The sequence below is a fragment of the Natronosalvus rutilus genome (assembly GCF_024204665.1).
GTDB lineage: Archaea > Halobacteriota > Halobacteria > Halobacteriales > Natrialbaceae > Natronosalvus > Natronosalvus rutilus.
The window spans coordinates 3,682,853-3,701,822 of sequence record NZ_CP100355.1; the positions used below are offsets into that span (position 1 = coordinate 3,682,853).

At 65.1% G+C, this 18,970-nt stretch carries 22 protein-coding genes, 1 tRNA gene and 1 pseudogene; 7 read left to right on the forward strand and 17 right to left on the reverse strand.

All coding sequences use genetic code 11. The features are described from left to right. Nucleotides 1-195 precede the first annotated feature (195 nt). The 6 genes from NGM29_RS17925 to NGM29_RS17950 all read right to left on the reverse strand — a co-directional run bounded on the left by NGM29_RS17925 (nucleotide 196) and on the right by NGM29_RS17950 (nucleotide 5,583). Nucleotides 196-2,142 carry an archaea-specific SMC-related protein gene (locus NGM29_RS17925; protein WP_254158145.1) on the reverse strand — a complete coding sequence of 649 codons (1,947 nt, stop codon included), beginning with the start codon at nucleotides 2,140-2,142 and terminating at the stop codon, nucleotides 196-198. 130 nt (nucleotides 2,143-2,272) lie between these two features. Then, complete coding sequence (rdfA, locus tag NGM29_RS17930) at nucleotides 2,273-2,869, reverse strand: rod-determining factor RdfA (RefSeq protein ID WP_254158146.1); 597 nt, start codon at nucleotides 2,867-2,869, stop codon at nucleotides 2,273-2,275. Between the two features lie 202 nt (nucleotides 2,870-3,071). Continuing rightward, on the reverse strand, nucleotides 3,072-3,413 hold the full coding sequence (locus NGM29_RS17935) for a DUF3006 family protein (RefSeq protein ID WP_254158147.1): 342 nt from the start codon (nucleotides 3,411-3,413) through the stop codon (nucleotides 3,072-3,074). Continuing rightward, complete coding sequence (locus tag NGM29_RS17940) at nucleotides 3,410-4,510, reverse strand: ComEC/Rec2 family competence protein (protein ID WP_254158148.1); 1,101 nt, start codon at nucleotides 4,508-4,510, stop codon at nucleotides 3,410-3,412. Before NGM29_RS17940 ends, NGM29_RS17935 begins: the two co-directional genes overlap by 4 nt. A 62-nt stretch (nucleotides 4,511-4,572) precedes the next feature. Next, a complete protein-coding gene (locus NGM29_RS17945; RefSeq protein WP_254158149.1) occupies nucleotides 4,573-4,944 on the reverse strand; it encodes a ferredoxin in 372 nt (123 codons plus the stop codon). A 123-nt stretch (nucleotides 4,945-5,067) separates the two neighbouring features. After that, nucleotides 5,068-5,583, reverse strand: coding sequence for a peptidylprolyl isomerase (locus NGM29_RS17950; RefSeq protein ID WP_254158150.1), 516 nt, complete (start codon nucleotides 5,581-5,583; stop codon nucleotides 5,068-5,070). Nucleotides 5,584-5,746: 163 nt separating this feature from the next. Between NGM29_RS17950 and NGM29_RS21210 the strand changes: the two are divergent. Both NGM29_RS21210 and NGM29_RS17960 read left to right on the forward strand, forming a co-directional pair. Then, a pseudogene (locus NGM29_RS21210) lies at nucleotides 5,747-5,881 on the forward strand (UPF0175 family protein); the annotation flags it as partial. Then, nucleotides 5,868-6,371 (forward strand): PIN domain-containing protein, encoded by a 504-nt coding sequence (locus NGM29_RS17960; protein ID WP_254158151.1) that lies wholly within the window; start codon nucleotides 5,868-5,870, stop codon nucleotides 6,369-6,371. The pseudogene NGM29_RS21210 and the gene NGM29_RS17960, both read left to right, overlap by 14 nt. A 3-nt stretch (nucleotides 6,372-6,374) precedes the next feature. On the opposite strand, the gene NGM29_RS17965 is transcribed toward NGM29_RS17960, so the two are convergent. Continuing rightward, nucleotides 6,375-7,439 (reverse strand): anthranilate phosphoribosyltransferase, encoded by a 1,065-nt coding sequence (locus NGM29_RS17965; RefSeq protein ID WP_254158152.1) that lies wholly within the window; start codon nucleotides 7,437-7,439, stop codon nucleotides 6,375-6,377. 102 nt (nucleotides 7,440-7,541) lie between these two features. Next, complete coding sequence (locus NGM29_RS17970; RefSeq protein WP_254158153.1) at nucleotides 7,542-7,988, reverse strand: pyridoxamine 5'-phosphate oxidase family protein; 447 nt, start codon at nucleotides 7,986-7,988, stop codon at nucleotides 7,542-7,544. A 154-nt stretch (nucleotides 7,989-8,142) separates the two neighbouring features. Between NGM29_RS17970 and ahbB the strand changes: the two genes are divergently transcribed. Next, the gene (ahbB, locus tag NGM29_RS17975; RefSeq protein ID WP_254158154.1) at nucleotides 8,143-9,213 is read left to right on the forward strand and encodes a siroheme decarboxylase subunit beta; all 1,071 of its coding nucleotides are present in this window, start codon (nucleotides 8,143-8,145) and stop codon (nucleotides 9,211-9,213) included. A gap of 81 nt (nucleotides 9,214-9,294) precedes the next feature. On the opposite strand, the gene NGM29_RS17980 is transcribed toward ahbB, so the two are convergent. Continuing rightward, on the reverse strand, nucleotides 9,295-10,488 hold the full coding sequence (locus NGM29_RS17980) for a threonine synthase (RefSeq protein WP_254158155.1): 1,194 nt from the start codon (nucleotides 10,486-10,488) through the stop codon (nucleotides 9,295-9,297). Between the two features lie 117 nt (nucleotides 10,489-10,605). Here NGM29_RS17980 and NGM29_RS17985 point away from each other — a divergent pair, with 117 nt between their 5' ends. Continuing rightward, nucleotides 10,606-11,904: an NAD(P)/FAD-dependent oxidoreductase gene (locus NGM29_RS17985; RefSeq protein WP_254158156.1), complete on the forward strand. Its 1,299-nt coding sequence runs from the start codon at nucleotides 10,606-10,608 to the stop codon at nucleotides 11,902-11,904. A 14-nt stretch (nucleotides 11,905-11,918) separates the two neighbouring features. Here the strand turns inward: NGM29_RS17985 and NGM29_RS17990 are convergent, their stop codons facing one another. Together NGM29_RS17990 and artA are read right to left on the reverse strand one after the other, a co-directional pair. Next, nucleotides 11,919-12,698 (reverse strand): metallophosphoesterase, encoded by a 780-nt coding sequence (locus tag NGM29_RS17990; RefSeq protein WP_254158157.1) that lies wholly within the window; start codon nucleotides 12,696-12,698, stop codon nucleotides 11,919-11,921. 4 nt (nucleotides 12,699-12,702) lie between these two features. After that, nucleotides 12,703-13,674: an archaeosortase A gene (gene artA, locus NGM29_RS17995; RefSeq protein WP_254158158.1), complete on the reverse strand. Its 972-nt coding sequence runs from the start codon at nucleotides 13,672-13,674 to the stop codon at nucleotides 12,703-12,705. A 149-nt stretch (nucleotides 13,675-13,823) separates the two neighbouring features. Here artA and NGM29_RS18000 point away from each other — a divergent pair, with 149 nt between their 5' ends. After that, nucleotides 13,824-14,603, forward strand: coding sequence for a DUF7839 domain-containing protein (locus NGM29_RS18000; protein WP_254158159.1), 780 nt, complete (start codon nucleotides 13,824-13,826; stop codon nucleotides 14,601-14,603). 59 nt (nucleotides 14,604-14,662) lie between these two features. Here the strand turns inward: NGM29_RS18000 and NGM29_RS18005 are convergent, their stop codons facing one another. The 6 genes from NGM29_RS18005 to NGM29_RS18030 all read right to left on the reverse strand — a co-directional run bounded on the left by NGM29_RS18005 (nucleotide 14,663) and on the right by NGM29_RS18030 (nucleotide 17,695). Beyond that, on the reverse strand, nucleotides 14,663-15,280 hold the full coding sequence (locus tag NGM29_RS18005) for a J domain-containing protein (protein WP_254158160.1): 618 nt from the start codon (nucleotides 15,278-15,280) through the stop codon (nucleotides 14,663-14,665). 178 nt (nucleotides 15,281-15,458) lie between these two features. Then, complete coding sequence (locus tag NGM29_RS18010) at nucleotides 15,459-16,229, reverse strand: proteasome assembly chaperone family protein (protein WP_254158161.1); 771 nt, start codon at nucleotides 16,227-16,229, stop codon at nucleotides 15,459-15,461. A gap of 6 nt (nucleotides 16,230-16,235) precedes the next feature. Continuing rightward, nucleotides 16,236-16,415 carry an RNA-protein complex protein Nop10 gene (locus NGM29_RS18015; protein ID WP_254158162.1) on the reverse strand — a complete coding sequence of 60 codons (180 nt, stop codon included), beginning with the start codon at nucleotides 16,413-16,415 and terminating at the stop codon, nucleotides 16,236-16,238. Nucleotides 16,416-16,434: 19 nt separating this feature from the next. Further along, a complete protein-coding gene (locus tag NGM29_RS18020; protein WP_254158163.1) occupies nucleotides 16,435-17,235 on the reverse strand; it encodes a translation initiation factor IF-2 subunit alpha in 801 nt (266 codons plus the stop codon). Beyond that, nucleotides 17,232-17,405, reverse strand: coding sequence for a 30S ribosomal protein S27e (locus NGM29_RS18025; protein ID WP_254158164.1), 174 nt, complete (start codon nucleotides 17,403-17,405; stop codon nucleotides 17,232-17,234). Before NGM29_RS18025 ends, NGM29_RS18020 begins: the two co-directional genes overlap by 4 nt. Before the next feature lie 5 nt (nucleotides 17,406-17,410). Next, the gene (locus NGM29_RS18030; protein ID WP_254158165.1) at nucleotides 17,411-17,695 is read right to left on the reverse strand and encodes a 50S ribosomal protein L44e; all 285 of its coding nucleotides are present in this window, start codon (nucleotides 17,693-17,695) and stop codon (nucleotides 17,411-17,413) included. Nucleotides 17,696-17,865: 170 nt separating this feature from the next. Between NGM29_RS18030 and NGM29_RS18035 the strand changes: the two genes are divergently transcribed. Next, on the forward strand, nucleotides 17,866-18,132 hold the full coding sequence (locus NGM29_RS18035; RefSeq protein WP_254158166.1) for an HAH_0734 family protein: 267 nt from the start codon (nucleotides 17,866-17,868) through the stop codon (nucleotides 18,130-18,132). A gap of 448 nt (nucleotides 18,133-18,580) precedes the next feature. Next, nucleotides 18,581-18,655 (forward strand) — tRNA-Met (locus tag NGM29_RS18040). Nucleotides 18,656-18,970: the final 315 nt, after the last annotated feature.

Genomic DNA, 18,970 nt, shown 5'->3' on the forward strand with positions numbered 1-18,970 from the left:
GGAAAGTAGCTATGAACGGTGCTAGAGAGGTCGGTCACGTCGTCTCGAGGAGGGCGGTACTTTCCAGCCCGTACGTTACACACCTATCCGTGTAACGCTCGAGCCACGACCGACCACCGTCGACGACACTAGTCCGGATACTAATCGGACGCGACGTCCGTTGGAGCGCGGTTTCGAACTAGCACCCCGGAAAAGCTAGATCGACGTGATCCGCGTGTACTCTTCGTCCAGGGCGGCCGCATCCTCCGGAAGCAACGCCGTCACGAGCGTCTCCGCGTACTCGCTGAAGTAACCGACGAGTCGGGCGATCCGATTCGAGTCGATGGCCTCGAGTGAGTCCAACAGCATGAACGGCACCTCGTCGTACACCTCGTGGACCAGGTAGCCAGCCAGCGCGAACACGAGCCCCGTCACTTCTCGCTCGCTCTCGCTCAGGTGATCGATCGTGTCCTCGTAGGTCCGCCCGTCGTCGGCCTGGCGGACGATGTGTAACTCGAAGACCGGACGGTCGACGCGCCGCCGTCCCTCCTTGACCGTCTGTTCGGTCCGTTCGATCCAGATGCGCTCGAGGTTCTCGTACTCGAGGACGTCGAGTACCGAGGCCATGTGCTCGTTGAACGCCTCGACCGACTCCCGCTCGATGCGATCGATCCGGGTCCGGAGGTCGGTGAGTCGCTCGGATGCTTGCTCTCGCTGTGCTCGCAGATCGTCGATGCGACCGATCTCGGTCTCGGCTTCCTCGATTTCGTCCTCGACGTCTGCGAGGTCGTCCTCCAGGCGGCCGACCTGGAACTCGAGTTCGGTCACCTCCTTCTGGTGATCGAGCGTTTCGCTCTCGCTCTCTTCCTCGAGTTCGTCGACCGTCGTCTCCAGGTCGTCGATCCCCTCCTGAAGTTCGGCCTCGCGCTCGTCGAGCGTCTCGAGCCGGTCGCGGCGTTGCTCGAGTTCGTTCTCCGTGCTCTCGATTCGCTGCGTCAGCGTCTGTCGGCGCTGGTTCGTCTCCCGTGCCTCCCGCAACGTCGCCTTCCGGTCGTCGATCTGGCGCCGGAGTTCGTTGCGTTCCTGGACGTGCTCCTGCCGGAGGGAGCGAAGGCGCTCGATCGTCGACTCGATCTGGTCGGTTTCGACCGTGGACCCGCACGTCCAGCAGATGGCCGTGTCGTCCTCGAGCAACTGTTCGGTCACCGCACCACCGTCGGTCTCGGACTGTTCGCCCTGTAACGCCTGCGTGATCCGCTGGTTCGTCCCCTCGAGCATCTCCTCGTTGAACTGGATGATGCTCTGCAACTGGTTCGTACTCGAATCGAGCGTCGACCGCTGGTCGCGAAGCGTCTCGAGTTCCTGCTCGAGCGCGTCGGGATCCGTTTCGAAGCCGTCGGGAAGCTCCTCGAGTTCGTCCTGCATCTCCTCGAGTTCGGACTCGAGGGTCTCGATGCTCTGTTGTTCGGTCTCGCGCTGGAACTGGACGTCCTCCAGGTCGTTGCGCGCCGACTGGAGTTCGTCGAGTTTGGCCTCGAGTTCGTCGTCGTCGGTCTCGGATTCGTCCGCGCGCGAGGCCTCGAGGTCCGCGCGTCGTTCCTCGAGTTCGGCCTCCGTTTCCTCGATCTCCTTTCGGAGCGACTGGCGACGTTCCTCGAGCGAGGGAAGCGACGATTTGAGCGACGTGAGACGGTCGATTTCGTCGTCGAGGCGTCGTTTGTCCGCTTCGGCCTGGGAGATTTCGGCCTCGATCTCCTCGACGTCGACCGGCCGCATGATGACCTCGCGGAGGTCATCCTGCTGGCTGACGGCCTGGCGCGCGGTGTTCGACTCGAGCAGGAACGCGAAGAGGTTCGCCAGCGTCGGGTCCTCGAGATAGGGATCGCCCGAACTAACGATCCCCCCTTCTCGCCGTTCGAAGTGGCGCTCGTACGTTTCGCCCTCGAGCTCGAGCGTCACCGAGCCGTGGTCGGCGTCCGCCTTGAGGGAGACGCGGTCGCTTCCGAGTGCGCCCATGATGGATCGAAGGAAGGAGGTTCGGTTCGTCGCGTTTCGCCCCGTGAGGACGTTCACGCCAGTCGTCAGTTCTACCGTCGTCGAGTCGATTCCGCCGATGTTTTCGACGGACACTCGTGGCTGTCCAGTCGTCTCGCCTGCGCTCATTGGCCCCACTTGGGGCACCACGTATTTATATGCCATCGTCTATCGCCCGCGTCGGGCGACCAGCGGTCGTTGGCTCTGGGTCCTGGTCACTCGGAGGGGCCGGTCGACCACACGTGACAGAACCGGTCGATCACTCGCGACAGCGACAGCCGCCGCGCTCGAGGAACGTCGCGACGTCGTACTGCTCCCCGCACTCCTCACAGAGGACGTTCACGTCGACGAGCACCGACACGGAACCGCTCTCGAGGAGGTCCGTCTCCCGATATCGCTTCACGGTGTCCTCCGTGACCGCGGTCAACCGACTCGAGAGTCGCTGGATGGACGCCGCATCCCGCTCGAGACGGTCCCCCGGACTCGTCTGGCTCGAGGGCCCTTCGAGTTCCCGGTCGCTCGTCAGGTAGGTGTGAATCGCCTGGTGGGAGACGAACTCCCGGCGAAGCGCGTCGACGTCGATGCCGGCTCGCTCGAGTTCGCGTTCGGCCTGGGTTCGCATTCCGGCGCTCACGTCGTCGTCGGTGAGAAGTCGGTACGTGTTCTCGACTTCGCCGTCGAGTGGCGACAGACCGGCGCGAGCCATCCGTTCGCCGAGGAGACGTTCGTTGAATCGCGTGGCCAGCGTGCGAAGGCTCTCCCGTTCGTATCCCTTTCCGAGCCAGCGCTGCTCGAGTTCGAGTCCGAGGCTTTCGAGGTCGTAGGTCTCGAGCAGACGAGCGACCTTAGTCGGCATGCGTTCTCCGCCTCCTGACGGGTCGGTCGATCATTACCGGGTATGGGTGTGTCCGGTACGTGAAAGTATCGGCTGGGACGTGGTCAGCGAAGTCGCGTGGCCGAGACGTGGTTAGTGAGATCGTGTATCGAAGCCAGGAGCCTTCCAGGCAGAGACGTGTGAAAAAGTAGAGACGAGTGTCGAACGAGGCGATTTTTGATAGTTAGTCCCGATCCGGGAGCCGATCGGAGAGCCGGTCGAAGCGATCCCGCAGTCGATCGCGACGGTCGGCCTCCTCGTCCGGCCGATACCGCATCTCGCGTACTGCTCCGTCCCCGAGAACGACCTCGAAGACGGCCCCCTCGTGGCGACCGTCCTCGGGGAGTGACTCGAGGTCGAGTTCGAGCTGTCGGCGTTTGATTTCGTCTTCGCCGTGCTCGTCGTCATCGTCTACGTATTCACCTTCGCCTTCGTCGCCGGCCTCGGACTCGGACTCGAGCAGCACTACGGCAACCGAATCGTCGATGATGCGGTCGAGCACGGCGGTGACAGTAGAGGTGGTCATGGCAGTGCTACCGCCTCCGTCGGGAATCCGCTTACGCGTCGCGGTAATCGCTCGGTTTCCCTCGTTTCCTCGGTCGCTTCCTCCTCGCTCGAGAACTCCTCGAGGAGAACGTACCCATCCGTTGGACCTGAACGCTGCGCCTGGACCACGACCGACTCGCCGTCCGTGGTGACGACCACGTGTCCGTGAACGCCCGTCCAGTAGGTCTCGATTCCGCGCTCGCCGAACGCCGCGAGCACCTCGTCGTGTGGGTGACCGTACTGGCTCTCGAGGGGAGCCGAGACGACCGTCACGTCGGGACCGACCACGTCGAGAAACGCCGACGACGAACTGGTCGACGACCCGTGGTGACCCGTCTGGTAAATCTCCGCTTCGAGGTCGTCACCGTGGCGCTCGACCAGACGCGACTCGACCGAGCGCTCGGCGTCGCCGGTCGTCAGGTAGGAGACGTCGCCGTAGGTCACTGTCAGGACGACGCTATTGTCGTTAAGTCCGTCGCCGTCGTCCGGACCCTCGGCCGGCGGGTTGTAGAACTCGATTTCCGCCTCACCGAAGTCGACGGCGTCCCCTTCCCGAACCTGAAAGAGGTCGACGTCGTGTTCCTCGACGGCGTCCAGGTAGCGCTCGTAGGTCCCGCTCGTCGAGACGACGCCGGAGTCGTAGATGGCGCCGACGCCGTCACCGTTCGTCTCGAAGTGCTCGATCACCGCGGCGTGGCCGCCGATGTGGTCGGCGTGGGCGTGGGTCGCCACGAGGTGGTCGACGCGGTCGATTCCCTGCTCCTCGAGGTAGGCGATGACCTGCTCGCCGTCGTCCCGCCAGTCACCGCTGTCGACGAGCATCGTCTCCCCCGAGGGCTCGATCAGCAGGGTCGCGTCGGCCTGTCCGACGTCGATGTGGTGGATCTCGAGTGTGCCCGCCTTCCGCTCCGATTCGTCATCGTTGGAGTGATCGTCGCCGTCGTCGAGTTCGCCGCCGTCGTCACCGCCTCCACCATCGACGTCTCGAGGGCCCGTCGATGTCTCGAAATCGAGACAACCGCCGGTAACGAGCACGACGACGACGAGCATCAAAAGCAGGAGACGAACAGGTCGCACGCGTCATCCTTCGATTCGAACGCATATGGACCTTGTCGTCACCGCAGGACGGTTCCGCGGTGCTACCAGTCGACGCTCAGCGTGCCGTCGCCGTGTGGATCCGGCGCAATCTCTTCGTCCGTCCGGCGATCGATCACGTGGATACAGCCCTGGTCTTTCTTCGCCGGGCAGATCTCTGCGGCGCGGACGTTGTCCTCGAGGTCGTCCTCGCCGATGAAGTACGAATTCGGCCGCGCGAGACTCGTCTGGAGGTCCATCTCCCAGTTGTCGCTTACCTCGGCGCACTTGCCCGCGCCGAAGCACTTGTTCGCCTCGAAGATGATCTTGTAGGGCTTGTCCTCGATTGGCGGCCCGTCGCTCGAGCCGACGTCGCTGGGGCGAGGCCGTCCATCGGTCCCATCGGTTTCAGCGGTCTCGTCGGGTGCGTCGCTCATATCGTCACCTCGGGAGGGGACGGTCTTTCGCGTTACGGTTGTCCGGTGCTGTTCGGTGTCGCTCGGTGCCCGGCGCCGCTCGGTGTCCAGTGGCGGCACGGGTGCCCGATGTGGAAACCGAATTTAGCGGTCGACGGACACCGACTCGAGAACGATGTCGCGTTTTGGTTTGTCGTTCCCGTCGGTTTCCACGGAACCGATCTCGCGAACGACATCCATCCCGTCGGTCACTTCGCCGAAGACCGAGTGGCGACCGTCGAGGTGTGGCGTCGCGTCGAGGGTGATGAAGAACTGCGAGCCGTTCGTGTTCGGCCCGGCGTTGGCCATCGAGAGGGTGCCGGGGCCGTCGTGGGTGAGGTCGTCGTGGAACTCGTCGTCGAAGGTGTAGCCGGGGCCGCCGCGACCGGTGCCGGTCGGGTCGCCGCCCTGGATCATGAACCCCTCGATGACGCGGTGGAACGGCACGTCGTCGTACAGCGGTTCGTCGGTGACGCGCTCGTCGGTCTCCGGATCGGTCCACTCGCGCTCGCCCGTCGCGAGGCCGATGAAGTTCCCGACCGTTCGGGGCGCTCGCTCTTCGAACAGTTCGACGGTGATGTCGCCCTCGCTCGTGTGAAGCGTCGCTGTTGGATTTGCCATACCACGGCCGACGAGGGGCGTGGTGAAAACAGTGGTGGTCTCGAGGCGACGGGCGCGCAGTATTCGCGCGTAGTCCCGTCGATCCACGGGAGGTCAGAACGCGCACAACTCCTCGAGCACGGCCGCCGCGCGCCCATCATCGACGACCGCGCGGACGGGCGCGCTCTCGTTCGGCAAAGCGAGAGAACTCGCCGGACGCTCGCCGGACGACTTTGCCGCCCTGCTCGGCGATCGCGGCGTCGAGCGCCACTACACCGACGCCGAACTCGAAGAGGATCTTTCGTATGGCCTCGAGTGAGGTCGTCGTCGCAGATACTTCGCCGATTCTCAATCTGGAGCTCATCGATCGAACGGCGTGTCTCCGTCGACAGTTCGAGGCGATCACGATCCCATCTGCTGTACGCGACGAACTGCTGGTTGGACAGCGAAAACGTGAACAACTCGAGACGGTCCTCGAATCGTCGTTCGTCACCGTCGAGTCGGCCAGGCGGACCGATCTGGTCAGAGAGTTTCGAGCCGAACTCGACCGGGGCGAATCGGAGGCACTCGCACTCGCAATCGATCGGGAAGCTGATCTCGTGCTGATCGATGAACGCGACGGACGTCAGGTAGCCCGTCGCCACGACCTTCGCGTGACCGGTGTCGTGGGGTTGCTGATTCGAGCCGCACGAAGCGACCGCCTCTCGATCGAGACCGCGCTTGCGTCGCTTCGCGAGGTAGGCTTCTGGATCGACGACGACCTCGTTCAGCGAGTGATTGACGCCGTCGAGGCCGAAACAGGTTACTAGAATTCAGAACGCGCGCAACTCCTCGAGCACGGCCGCCGCGCTCCCGTCGTCGATGACCGCGCGGGCGCGCTCGAGGCCGTCCTCAAGGCCGTCCACGTCGTCGCGGGCGAACATCCGGAACGCGGCGTTGAGCGCGACGGCGTCGGCGAAGTGGTCGTCACGCTCGCCAGCGAGGACCGCCTCGGTGATCGCCGCGGAGTCGGCGTCGACGTCGTCGACGGCGAGGTCGTCGTTCTCCATCTCCATGCCGTACTCGGCGGTTTCGATTTCGAAGTCGTCGAACTCGCCGGCTCGCCAGTCGGCGACTTTCGTGTACCCGGGGCGGATGTCGTCGTAGCCCTCCATTCCCTGGAACATGACGACGCGGGAGAACTCGAGCGCCTCGCTCTCGGCGACCAGGTCGCACGTCTTCTTCGCGAACGCCAGGTGGTAGAACGAGCCGAGGTGGACGTCGGCGTTGGCCGGGTTGGCGACGGTCTCGATGGTGTTGACGAACGTTCGAACGCCCATCTGATCGCGACGGTCGTACAGCGCGTGGACGCCGGGGTTGAAGGCTGGCTGGTAGTAGAAGCCGAAGCCGGTCTCGTCGACCATGTCGGCCGACTCGTCGGACTCGAGGTCCGTCCGGACGCCAAGTTTGTCGAGGACGTGCTTGTACGCCGTCGCCTTCTGGGTGGGGACGCGGTCGCCGGAGTGGGTCACGACCGGGGTTCCCGCGGCGGCGGCGACGATGCCAGCGGCCACGCCGAGCACGGCCGTGGTGTGCTTGCCGTCGTAGTTCGCTCCGCAGTCGACGGGGGCGCAGTCGGGTTCGGCCGTCACGACGCTCTCCTCGCGCATGACGTCGGTGAAGGCCGCCAGCTCCTCGGGCGTGTTCTTCTTCCAGCGATTCGCCAGCCAGAACGCCCCCAGCGTGGTCGGGTCGGGTTCGTCGGCGAGAATCCGCCGGAACGCCTCTCGAGCCTGCTCGCGGGTCATGTCGTCGGCGGATTTGGGTCCGGAGCCGACGATTTCGGTCATCAGGCGCTTCAGCGGCCACTCGCCGAAGTCCTGGGTAGCCTGGGCCATGGCTCGAGGTTGGGATGGGTCGGGGAAAAACCTCCCGTTTGGTCCGGTCGAAGCGGAATCGTCACCGAACGGAAACGCCGGCGGCGAACGACCCGAAACTGCTCACGGCGCCGTGCTCGACTCCCGACGACCCGTGAACGCCGTCGGCTCGAGGCGACAGAACGCGAAGTCGATCTCTCGAGGATGGCTCCCGAAGATATCGATTAGCGGAATCTCGACGCGCTCGAGGCCCTCGAGAGCGTCGGTGCCGACGTCGTCGCGTTCGATGTCCTCGAGGCGACCCTTGGCAACCACGCTCCACCACTCGTCGTTGGCGTCGTAGGTGACGAACGAGACGGCGTGTCCGTCGAACGTCTCGGGCGGGTGCTCCGGTGAGGTCGCCAGCCGGAAGTAAAAGGTCGACTGGACGGGGTCGTATCCGTACGAGACTGGGACGGTGCGTGGCGGTTCGTCGCCCTCGGTCGAAAACGACAGCACGCCCGTACCGCCGGTGCCGAGCACGGATGTCCGTTCGGCCTCCTCGAGTTCGGCGACTTCGATGCGAGACATACATCGTATTCGCGCTCCGAAGGGATAATTCCCGTGTGGCCAGGGTGACTCGCTCGACCGCGGGACTGGTTCGGAGGACCCTCCCCCGAGGGCATGAAACTCCGCGCTCGAGAGACCCGAAAGCGATAGGTGTGGGTCGTCCCTACTCCGACCAATGAGTTCCACTCGATCGGCCGCGGACGACTGGCGCGAGACGATCGACGAGACGGACGCCGCGATCATCGACGGCTACCAGAGCGGGTTTCCGATCGCCGAGCGCCCCTTCCGCGTCGTCGGCGACGCCCTGGAGATCAGCGAGGACGAGACCCTCGAGCGCGTCCGACGCCTGCGCGAGGCGGGCATCTTCCGTCGTTTCGGCGCCGTCCTCAACCCACCCGTGATCGGCTCCTCGACGCTCGCAGCCGTCAAGGCGCCCGAGGATCGGTTCGACGAAATTGCCGAGGTGATCAACGGCTATCGACAGGTCAACCACAACTACGCCCGCGAGCACGAGTGGAACATGTGGTTCGTCGTCACCGCCGGCTCTCGGGAGACGCGGGACCGCATCCTGGAGGAGATCGAGGAGCGAACCGGCTGCACTGTGTTAGTGCTCCCGATGCTAACGGACTACTACATCGACCTCGAGTTTCCCGTGGTAAACGCCGACAGTTTCGCACGCGAGAGCCTCGAGGACGGCACCGACGCCACCGCCACTCGTATCAGCGAGGACGCCGCGGGCGACCTCTCGGCGTTCGACGCCGCGCTCTTGCTCGCGATCCAGGACGGGTTCCCGCTCTCGAGGACGCCCTACGGTGATATCGCAGCCGAACTCGAGACCGACCTCGAACGCGAGGTCCCCGTCGAGGAGGTGCTCGAAGCGGTCGAACGGCTGCAGGACGAGGGCTGCATCAAGCGGATCGGCTGCATCGTCAACCACGTCGTCACCGGCTTCGACGCCAATTGCATGGTCGTCTGGGACATCCCCGACGACCGGCTGGACGAGTGGGGCGAGCGCGCCGGTTCGCTCCCCTACGTGACGCTGTGTTACCACCGACCACGGCGGCCCGACCTCGAGTGGCCCTACAACCTGTTCACGATGATCCACGGGCGGGATCAGTCGGCGGTGGATGCCAAAATCGACGAACTCGCCGGGGAATACCTGCCGGTCACCCACGAGTGCCTGTACTCGACGGAGACGTTGAAACAGACGGGGGCGCAGTACGAGGCGCTAGTCGAGACGTCCTGAGCGAAACTCTCCGTCTGGAAACCGTGGTTTCGAAGAGGGCCATTTCCCTCTCATCGAGCATCACCAGCCCTCGAGCGACGTTCAGACGCCCTGGCCCATCAGGTGACTGCGCAGCACGTCGGCGTCCTTGTTTCCGGCCCCCGTGTTGAGGATTACGACCGTCGCGTCGTCGTCGAACGCTCCACGCTCGCCCAGCTCCCAGGCTCCGCTGGCCGCCGCCGCACAGGTCGGCGCCATCTCGAGGCCCTCGCCCTTCGCGACGGCGACGGCCGCCTCGAGGATATCGTCGTCGTCAGTCGCGACCGCACCGCCGCCGCTCTCGCGCAGGGCCTCCAGGATCCACGGGCTGGCGCCGGGGTCGGGGATCTCGATGCCGCCGCAGATGGTGTCGGGGTACTCGACGGGGTCGTGCCGCTCCCGGCCGTCCTCGAACGCCTCGACGATCGGCTGACAGCCCGTCGCCTGGGCGGCGTACAGCGCCGGTACGTCGTCGATGAGCCCCAGGTCGCGGAACTCCTCGGCCGCCTTGTACATTCCCACGAGGCCGACGCCGCCGCCGGTCGGGTAGACGATGGCGTCGGGGACCGCCCACTCGAGTTGCTCGACGATCTCGTACAGCATCGTCTTCTTGCCCTCGTGGCGGTAGGGCGTCACGAACGTCTTCACAGAGTACCAGTCGTCGTGCTCGGCCATCGCGTCGGCGTAGGCCGCGCCCGCGTCGCCGATTCGCCCGCCGACGACGGTCATGTCGCCGCCGTGGACGTTCACCATCGCCTTGGTCGTGAAGCCCGCTCGAGACGGGAGGAACACATGGGAATCGATGTCGGCGCGGCCGGCGTAGGCCGCGGCGGCCTGGCCGGCGTTGCCCGCCGACGCCAGCGCGACGTCGCTCGCGCCGTGCTGGTTCGCGGCCGTCATCGCGAGCGTCTGACCGCGGTCCTTGAACGTCCCCGTCGGGTTCCGACCCTCGTCCTTGATCAGGACGCGCCCGACACCGAGTTCGTCGGCGAGTTTTTCACACTCGACCAGCGGCGTCGCGCCCTCGTCCATCGTCACCGCCGACGCCCGGGTGAAGGGGAGCAGTTCCTCGTAGCGCCACATCGAGTCGAACGGGCGAGCCTCGAGGGTCTCCCGGTCGAGGTCGACCGCGTCGTAGTCGTAGGCCGGGTCGAGAACGCCGTCGCAGTCGGGACAGCGGTGGGTGCCGGTTTCGGCGTCGAACGACGCCCCACAGCCGATGCACTCGAGGCCGACGAACGCGTCCGTGGTGTCCATACCGGCCCTTGTGACGGCGAGACCAAATCCCTGTTCATCGCCTTGAGTGCGGTCTCCGAGGGTCGGCCCTTTACCGTAGGGACGACGACTTAGTATCTCGCCCCCGAACGATTCCGTATGACACGAACGGCGTCGGTGACGGTCGTCGGCGGCGGCCTCGCCGGCCTCGTCACGGCGCGAACGCTTGCGAGAGACGGCTTCGACGTGACGCTGTACGAGCGCCGCGACGATGTCGGCGGTCGCGTTCGAACGACTGAACGCGACGGCTACCGACTCGACCGCGGCTTCCAGGTGCTCTTTACCGCCTACCCCGCCGTCCGTGCGGAACTCGACCTGCCCGCCCTGGACCTTCGCGAGTTCGCCCCCGGCGCGGTCATCGCTCGAGACGGCCGTCGATCGGCGCTTTCGGACCCGTTTCGCGACCCCGAAGGATTACCCGAGACACTGTGTAACTCCGACGTCGCGCTCACAGACAAACTGGGGATCTTCCGACTCCGCCACCAGTTCGCCGGGCGAGATCCCGACCGAATTTTCGAGGGGCCCGACGCGACCATCGGTCAGTACCTGCGGGACCAGGGGTTCTCGGATCGGTTCATCGACAACTTCGCCGCCCCGTTCTACGGCGGAATCACCCTCGATCGAAGCCTCTCGACCTCGAAGCGAATCTTCGAGTACACCTTCCGGGCCCTCGCAGTGGGATCGATCGCAGTTCCCGCTAAGGGAATGGGCCGGATTCCGTCCCAGCTCGCCGCGAGTGCCGAGTCCGAGGGAGTAGTGATCGAAACGGGTGTCACCGTGACCGAAATCGATACCGGAGACGACGAGGTTACCTGCACGCTCGAGACCGTGGGGAACACCGGCGACAAAATCGTCGAGGCCGACGCGGTGGTCGTCGCGACGGATCCGCCGACCGCTCGAGAACTGACGGGCGTCGAGTCGATTCCCACGACCGCCAAGGGCTGTGTCACCCAGTACTACACGCTCCCTGGGTGGACGGACCTCGAGATCGGCAGACGGTTGCTCCTCAACGCCGACGGGGGTTCGGGACCGAACCACGTCGTTCCCCACAGCGCGGTCGCACCCGCCTACGCCCCCGACGGCTCGACACTGCTGAGCGCGACCTACCTCGGTCATCCCGAACCCGACGACGAGACGCTCGCCGATCGAACCCAACGGGCCCTCGAGTCGTGGTACCCCGACCGTCGCTTCGACGACCTCGAGACGGTCCACACTGAACGGATCCCCTTCGCGCAGTTCGCCCAGCCGCCGGGAATCCACGAGAGCCTGCCGGGACCGCGAGCACCCGAGGGAGCCTGCTACCTGGCCGGCGAGTACACCAGGTGGTCGTCGATCCAGGGGGCGCTCGAGAGCGGACGACGGGCCGCGCTCGCGGTTCGAGTAGACATCGAGTCCTGAGCATCATCGACTCGCTACAGCAGGTGCCGACACGCCTCGATCGGCGGGAACCAGCGCGTTTCGCCGGCACTATCGTCGCGAATCACGGGGTGGAACGGCTCGAGCGACCGAACCATGGGCGACTGCAAGTCGATTCCTCGGGCCCGGTTGATCGTCACGCCCGACGCGCTCCGGGTGAACGCCGGGAGCATCAGCACGTCGAGTCCGCGCCAGGCGTCGCGCGCGTAGAGAAAGCAGGGGAGCTTTCGCCCGCCGACCGAGAGCGCGGGGTGGTCGTGGCCGACGACGACTCGCTCGAGGTTCGAGCCCTCGTAGTTCTCGAATTCCGTCTCGGATTCCGCATACACTCGCTCCAGGTCAGGTTGCTCGTGCCCGTGACAAACCAGCGTCTCGCCATCGGCCAGCATGTACGCGTCGGGAGCGTGTCCGTCGTAGACTGCCTCGAGCATCCCGTCGTGATTTCCGGGGGTGACTACGAACTCGGCGCCCGCATCGGCAACGATCCGCTCAAGGCGGGTGACGGTCCAGTCGGCCCCACGGGGCACGGTCGAAAACGAGTGCAAGAGGTCGCCAGCGACGACGACCGTTTCGGCGTCGACGCACCCGAGCAGGCGCTCGAGGCGGTCGATCACGTCGCTGCCGTCGTCGATCGGTGCCTCGACTCGAGAAGCCGCTGCCTTCCCGACGTGGAGGTCCGAGAGGACGAGCGCGTTGGCTCCCGGGACGAAGACGGCGCGCTCGAGGAACTCGACGGGGACGTCCACTCGAGCGGAGTCGGGAAAAGTGCCGGCCATCGCCTCAATCGTCGTTCGAGTGCGTGAGCTGCTCGCCCGCGGGGTCGGGCTTGCCGAGGGCGTCGGCGAGGTCGTACTCGGTCCCGGTGAGTACGAACAGCGCCTCCTCGAGCGGTTCCATGACCTCCGGGAGAATACGGATCACGAGGTACGTGATCCCGACGAGGGCGACGATCGACAGCGACTGAGCGACGAAGTTGTGGGCGACGAGGAACGACGTCCGGTCGGCGGGCGATCCCATGTACGTCGTCGTAATGTAGATCAGCGGATCGTACTGGAACCAGCCGAATGGCGAAGCGAGGCCGATGAAGACGTTCCGGATCAGGTTCAGGAACCAGATGACGCCGATGGCGAGTGCGAACGCGGTGGCCTTTCGCCGGAGCGGCGCCTTCACGGCGGCGATCAACCCGCCGAAGATTGCCATACTGCCGATGCCGGTACACGCGAGGACGATGTAGGTCGTCCGCCCCGTCACCGTCTCGTCGGGGTCGAAGTCGAAGCGACTCTCGTAGCCGTTCGCACCTTCGTTGAGGCCTGGGCTATGGCCAAGCAGTTCCATGCCGTAGTGGGTCTGGGCGGCCGTCGTCTCGATCAGCCAGGTCCTGGCGAACGGAATCGTTTCGACGGGGAGATAGATGATCCCCATGATGGCGACTGCCTTCGTGAGCAAGAGCAGAGACGTTCGGCCCTGTAACAGGAGATATCCCGTGTACGCACACAGCGGGAGGGCAGCGAGGCTCAACACCGTCTGGATCGGGCTCTGGGCCTCGCCGTAGTAGTAGGGGACCATCGTCAGCCAGAAGACGCCGAAGACGACCCAGGCGCCGGCGGCCAGGTAGCGGGCAGCCGCTTCGCGAGACTGCCACTGGAGGAGCAGTGCGAGAACGAAGGCGCCGATTGCGACCCACGCCAGCGCGTCGGTGGCGCCGAACGACCCTACGGCCGCTGACAGGACCGATACGGGCGGGGAGGACATTGTCACGCGAATTGATGGACTCGAGCGCTATCAACCTGACGCTGTGTGTCGGTCGGACACAACCGCAGTACCTGAGGCCAGATCCCACCCGCAGAAACGAGCGCCTGAGAGACCGCGCCATTTTTGGCCGTGTCGTGAGAAGCGGACATATGGTCGACGTTCTCGACAACAAACGCGCCGCGACGCGGTTTCGAATCCTCGTCGAGATCGCCGAACGACAACCGGCCGTCAGCCAGGGCGAGATCGCCGAGGAAGTCGGCGTCACCAGCCAGGCCGTCAGCGAGTACATCCGCGACCTCGTCGAGGACGGCTTCGTCGAGAAGGAGGGGCGCTCTCGTTACCGCGTCACGAACGAGGGCGTCGACTGGCTCTTCCAGGCCGCCGGCGACGTCCGCCGGTTCGCCGATCACGTCACCGAGGACGTCCTCGGCGCCATGGGCGAGGACGCCGCCATCGCGAGTGCCGACCTCGAGGCCGGCGATCCCGTCTCGCTCACCGTCGAAGATGGCCTCCTCCACGCGGCCCCTGGCGAGGCCGGCCCCGCAACCGGCGTCGCGACCACCGACGCCGCCGCCGGATCGGACGTCGGCGTCACGAGTTTCGAGGGCGTCATCGACCTCGAGCCCGGTTCCGTGACGGTCTGGCAGGTCCCGCCAGTCCGAGCAGGCGGCAGCCAGTCGGCGACCCTTGAGGCCATCGCGGACGGCTGTGCCGAGGCTGACCTGGTGCTGGCGACGGGCGTCGAAGCCATCGTGGCTCTCCGCGAGGCCGACGTCGAACCGGCGACCACGTTCGCCGTCGGGACCGTCGCCGCCGACGCCGCCGAACGCGGCCTCGACACCGCCGTCGTCGCCACCACCGACGCCGTCGGGCGCGTCACCGACGTGCTCAGAGACGGCGACGTGGCCTACGAAGTGCTCGAGGGGTGAGGAAGTCGTCGGCACGAAACCGGGGCGTTAGTACGCTTTCAGTCGTCGTTAGGACAGCACTAGTCGGCGTGTTCTCGCACCGTCGCATACGCCTCCTGGACCCGCTGGAACGATTCCTCGTCGCCGCCGTGGTCGGGGTGAACGGCTTTGACCCGCTCGCGGTAGGCCTCGCGGATCGCCTCCGCGTCCGCCGTCGTCGAAACGCCGAGGGCCTCGTAGGCCCGCTTCAGGCGGTCCTCGACGGTAACCGTCCCGTACTCGTGCTCGCGCTCGAGCGGCGGCACCTCGAACGGGAGTCGATCAGCCAGGTGAATGCCGGGCATCTCGTGTTCGGCCAGGATGAGGTGCGTGTCGGTGTGCGCCTGGAGCCGAACGAACGCCTCCGCGTCGAAGGTAACGGCAACGTCACGGTCGGGCAAATAGAACGCCACCGTCTCCCCCGCGTCCTCGAGTTCCCACTCCTCGAGGTAGCGTTCGTCGATCGCCTGCAGATACGTCCGAATCTCGCCGCGGCGTCGTCGCTCACTCGAGTACGTGTTCTCGCTGGTGGCGACGCGACTCGGGAACAACCGCTCGCCGACGACGAAGAGCGTCGCGGCGATCCCGGTGAAAATTCCGCCGAGGACGAGCCCCCACAGAATCGCCGGCGGGATCGCCTCGAGGACGTTCGTTGGCACGGGCCACCGTAGTCGCCGGAGGATAAAGAACCACTCGCTCACGAGTGTCGGAAGCGGCCCGGACGGCGGCGTCAGCGAGGCAGACGCGACGGGGACGATTCCGGCACAGGACGGCGTGACGGAGAGAGTCTCAGCCGAAGTACCGCAGCCAGGGCGTGGGCGGAGAGGACCTAGGGCCTCAGCCGAAGTACCGCAGGTCGTCGTCGTTCGGGACGTCCATCGCCTGCTGTTGCTGTTCCATCTCCTGGATCTTGCCGATGACCTCCTCCATCTCGTCGGCGCGCTCGTCCAAGGGGTCGTAGTCGACGTCGAACCCGAGTCGCGCCTCGAGCACCTCGAGGACGGCGCGAGCGCTCTTGGGGTCGACGAGGTAGCCGCTGGTCTCGCCCATGAGACACGTCGCCTCGAACCCGCGGCGTTCCCCGAGGCCGAGCAACAGCCCGGAGACGCCGACGATGCCACCCGCGGGTTCGTCCTCGCGGAACTCGACGCCGACGTCCTCGAGCGGTTCGATCAGGGACTCGTCGGTGACCGCACCGAGGACGGCGTACTCGTCGATGAGTTCGCCCGTCGGGACGCCGCCGAGGGCGTACAGCTCCGTCGCGTCGAACTCCTCGGCGACGTCGAGAAACGCGTCCGTGAGGACGTAGTGGCCCGCGTTGGTCTGGGCCTGGTGATCGCCCGTCAGGACGAGCACGTCTCGGCCCTCCTCGGGCGTCACCGCGTGGACCTCCGCGCAGGTCAGACTGGTGACGCCGTCTTCGACCGTCACCTGTGGCGGGAACTCCTGGGAGTAGATCCGCCGAACGAGAGTACTCTCGGCCTCGAGTTCCTCGAGCAGGTGGTCGGCGACGAGTTTCCCGACGTGGCCGACGCCGGGAAGTCCCTCGATCAACACCGGTTCGTCGAGTGTCGTCTCGGCGACCGCCTCGATATCGAGTTCGTCCATACCGTATCAGCGGACGCGACGTTTAAGAGCACGTCGGTACTCGCCGTGTCGGTCCTCGGGATCGAACGGCGCGGGCGCGCTGTTGACGGCGTCGGCGCCACAGTCGGGACAGGAATCGGACAGTGTATAGACTGGTCGGTCGTGAACGTCCTCCCACGCCGAACAGATGCGGATGTCGGATTTCATCGTCGAAAAACGAAAACGGCTACTCGTCGTCAGTTCGGCGCTCGCGGTGGTATTCGCCCTCTCCGCCCTCGACTTCGATCGCGCCGATCGCTCGCTCGGCGCTGGCCTCGAGGACGCTCTCGGCGGTCTTGTAGTTCGGCGCGCGAACCTTGATCCGGTACTCGGGGGCCCCGACGTAGGTCACGTCGAGTTCGACACCATCGGGGATTTCGCCGTTCCCCTCGGCGGCCTCGAGCGCGGATCGAATCCCGTCGACGCCGCTCGGAGAGGGGTTCTCGAGGTCGACGTAGCCGGTGACGTTGACGTACGGCACCGAGACGTTCTCGCGGGCCGTCTCCACGATGGCGTCGCGCTCGTCGTCGTCGAGGTCGGTGTCCTCGAGGGCCTCGTCGCCGTGGATGGCCGCCTGTTTGAACCCGTCGTAGAGCGTGCCGTAGGCGCCGAGGAGTTCGTTGGCGATGCCGATGTACTCCTCGTCGGCGATGTCCTCGCCGAAGGCGATTTCCATCCAGTTGTCGGCCTTCTGCTCGTTTTTCCACTCCTGGATCTTGTCGGAGCGCTGGTGGTCGTTGACGTCCTTGAGCGAGAGGTCGATCTGCTCGTGGGACTCGTCGACGTCGAGGACCTTGCAGACGGCGATCTGGCCCTCGCGAACGTGATCGCGCACGTTCTTGATCCAGCCGCTGGCGACCTCCGAGATGTGGATCAGGCCGCGCTTGTCCTGGTACTCCTCGAGGTCGACGAAGACGCCGAAGTCCTCGATCTCGTCGATTTTGCCGACGACGAGTTCGCCCGGTTCGGGCCAGCCGCTGTACTTCATCGTGACTCGACGGTTTCGAGGATTTCGTGATCGATCTCGGCCTTCCCGCCGGTGGGGACGGCGAGCGTGGTCCCACAGACGGCGCAGGCGACCTCCGAGGATGCCTTGCCGAAGACGATCTGTTCGTTCTCACAGTCACTGCAACGGACGCGGTAGTAGCTTCCTGCCATCGAAATCACTCCTGGAACTCGAGTCGGCCGGCGCGCCATCCCTCGCGGAGGTGGGCCTTGCCGCACTCGTTGCATCGGTACTTGAGGTCGGTCTTCTTCGTCGGCTTGTCGCCGCTGGGTACCTTCGAGAACTTCCCGGAGTTCCCGATGGACGAAAGCTGGCGGGCGCGCTGTCGGTCGGCCACCTGCTTCATGCCGGTCTGGCGGCCGGTTCGGACCTTCTCAACCTCGTGTTGGTGGTGGGATTTGCAGTACGGGCAGTACGTATTGAAACGGCGTGGCATCTGCATGGGTTAACTCACTTGGAGTGGGCTAAGAGAGCCCCGTTTAAAACCCGTTTGGTTCGCCGTCGACGCACCGTACTCGTCTCGCGGCCAGCCGACGCCAATCGAGACGTCGCGGGACGAGAGCCAGGGGGTGCTTCGAAGCGCTTAATTCCCCATCGTGCGAACCGCCGGGCATGAAGCGGCTCATCATCCACGGGGACCCCGGCATTCGAAAGGGCGCGGTCGTCGAACACGACGGGGAGGAACTGGTGTGTTTCGGCATCAGTCGCAACGGCGAGTGGCACGGACCCGATCGGGTCCAGCTCTGGTGCACCGTCGGCGAGGAAGGCGAATACGAGGACTTCCAGCGCCGCAACTTCACCCCCCACTGGCTCGAGGTCATCCGCGCGGACGCGAGCGAGATTACGGTTCTCGAGCCGAAAGGCGACCTGTTCGTCTGAGCAGTTGAACTCGAGCGACAGAGACACACTGACTCCGTCACCGCTTCGATTGTGTGGCTATAGACGCCGTCAGTTTCGCTACCGATCTGAGTCCTCCTTCGCCCGTGCGTAATGGTGCATAGTTACGAGTGGCGCAGTGTGCAGATAGTGTCGTATGGTGATAGCGATCGGCTGCATCGCGGTCGTCTCACTCGAATCGAGCGACGTCACCGTTCGACGTCTCGTACGGCTCCACACGTGGGTCCTGGTGACATTCACGATGTCGTCTAGCTGATTGTCGGACTGGTTTCTGTCACAGTGGACAACTCGCGTCCGTTCGCGCTCGCGAAGAACCGTGTGGTAATCTCGAAGGATTGGCAGTAGCCTCCCGACTCGAGTCGGGCGATAGAAACCCACACAGGGCGTCCGAATCACAACCCTTAACTATCGTACCGGGTTATCATGAGCCAGCGGGATGGGATAGCCAGGAGATTCCGGCGGGCTCATAACCCGCAGATCGGTAGTTCAAATCTACCTCCCGCTATGTTTTGTCGCGAGCAAATTCGCGAGCGGCGGAAATAACACAAGTAGTTTGATCAAGGGAACGACTTCGTCGCGATTGAGGTTCAATTCTCTCTCCACGTTTCGACTTGATCCGATCGTGAGCAACAGGGTAGCGAGTAACGCAAACGAGTGACGATAGCGAGAGGGCGGCGAGCCATCTTCGCGTCGACCATGTCTCGCTTCGTTCAGAAAGCCACCTGGAGGCGGCCCAATTTCGAGCGAAGCCGTCACGACGTGAGGTGGAATTCTTCGGGTACAGGTGAGTTGACGGCGAAGATACGGCGGGTAGTAACTG

Excerpts from the sequence above, each read along its gene's own strand:
- NGM29_RS17990 (WP_254158157.1), bottom strand. The coding sequence starts at position 12,698 with ATGGCCGGCACTTTTCCCGACTCCGCTCGAGTGGACGTCCCCGTCGAG.
- NGM29_RS17980 (WP_254158155.1), bottom strand. The coding sequence starts at position 10,488 with ATGGACACCACGGACGCGTTCGTCGGCCTCGAGTGCATCGGCTGTGGG.
- NGM29_RS18020 (WP_254158163.1), bottom strand. The coding sequence starts at position 17,235 with ATGAAGTACAGCGGCTGGCCCGAACCGGGCGAACTCGTCGTCGGCAAA.
- artA (WP_254158158.1), bottom strand. The coding sequence starts at position 13,674 with ATGTCCTCCCCGCCCGTATCGGTCCTGTCAGCGGCCGTAGGGTCGTTC.
- NGM29_RS18030 (WP_254158165.1), bottom strand. The coding sequence starts at position 17,695 with ATGCAGATGCCACGCCGTTTCAATACGTACTGCCCGTACTGCAAATCC.
- NGM29_RS17935 (WP_254158147.1), bottom strand. The coding sequence starts at position 3,413 with ATGACCACCTCTACTGTCACCGCCGTGCTCGACCGCATCATCGACGAT.
- NGM29_RS18010 (WP_254158161.1), bottom strand. The coding sequence starts at position 16,229 with ATGGACGAACTCGATATCGAGGCGGTCGCCGAGACGACACTCGACGAA.
- NGM29_RS17945 (WP_254158149.1), bottom strand. The coding sequence starts at position 4,944 with ATGAGCGACGCACCCGACGAGACCGCTGAAACCGATGGGACCGATGGA.
- ahbB (WP_254158154.1), top strand. The coding sequence starts at position 8,143 with ATGAGTTCCACTCGATCGGCCGCGGACGACTGGCGCGAGACGATCGAC.
- NGM29_RS18015 (WP_254158162.1), bottom strand. The coding sequence starts at position 16,415 with ATGAAATCCGACATCCGCATCTGTTCGGCGTGGGAGGACGTTCACGAC.
- NGM29_RS17950 (WP_254158150.1), bottom strand. The coding sequence starts at position 5,583 with ATGGCAAATCCAACAGCGACGCTTCACACGAGCGAGGGCGACATCACC.
- NGM29_RS17985 (WP_254158156.1), top strand. The coding sequence starts at position 10,606 with ATGACACGAACGGCGTCGGTGACGGTCGTCGGCGGCGGCCTCGCCGGC.
- NGM29_RS17960 (WP_254158151.1), top strand. The coding sequence starts at position 5,868 with ATGGCCTCGAGTGAGGTCGTCGTCGCAGATACTTCGCCGATTCTCAAT.
- NGM29_RS18025 (WP_254158164.1), bottom strand. The coding sequence starts at position 17,405 with ATGGCAGGAAGCTACTACCGCGTCCGTTGCAGTGACTGTGAGAACGAA.
- NGM29_RS17970 (WP_254158153.1), bottom strand. The coding sequence starts at position 7,988 with ATGTCTCGCATCGAAGTCGCCGAACTCGAGGAGGCCGAACGGACATCC.
- rdfA (WP_254158146.1), bottom strand. The coding sequence starts at position 2,869 with ATGCCGACTAAGGTCGCTCGTCTGCTCGAGACCTACGACCTCGAAAGC.
- NGM29_RS17965 (WP_254158152.1), bottom strand. The coding sequence starts at position 7,439 with ATGGCCCAGGCTACCCAGGACTTCGGCGAGTGGCCGCTGAAGCGCCTG.
- NGM29_RS17925 (WP_254158145.1), bottom strand. The coding sequence starts at position 2,142 with ATGAGCGCAGGCGAGACGACTGGACAGCCACGAGTGTCCGTCGAAAAC.
- NGM29_RS18000 (WP_254158159.1), top strand. The coding sequence starts at position 13,824 with ATGGTCGACGTTCTCGACAACAAACGCGCCGCGACGCGGTTTCGAATC.
- NGM29_RS18035 (WP_254158166.1), top strand. The coding sequence starts at position 17,866 with ATGAAGCGGCTCATCATCCACGGGGACCCCGGCATTCGAAAGGGCGCG.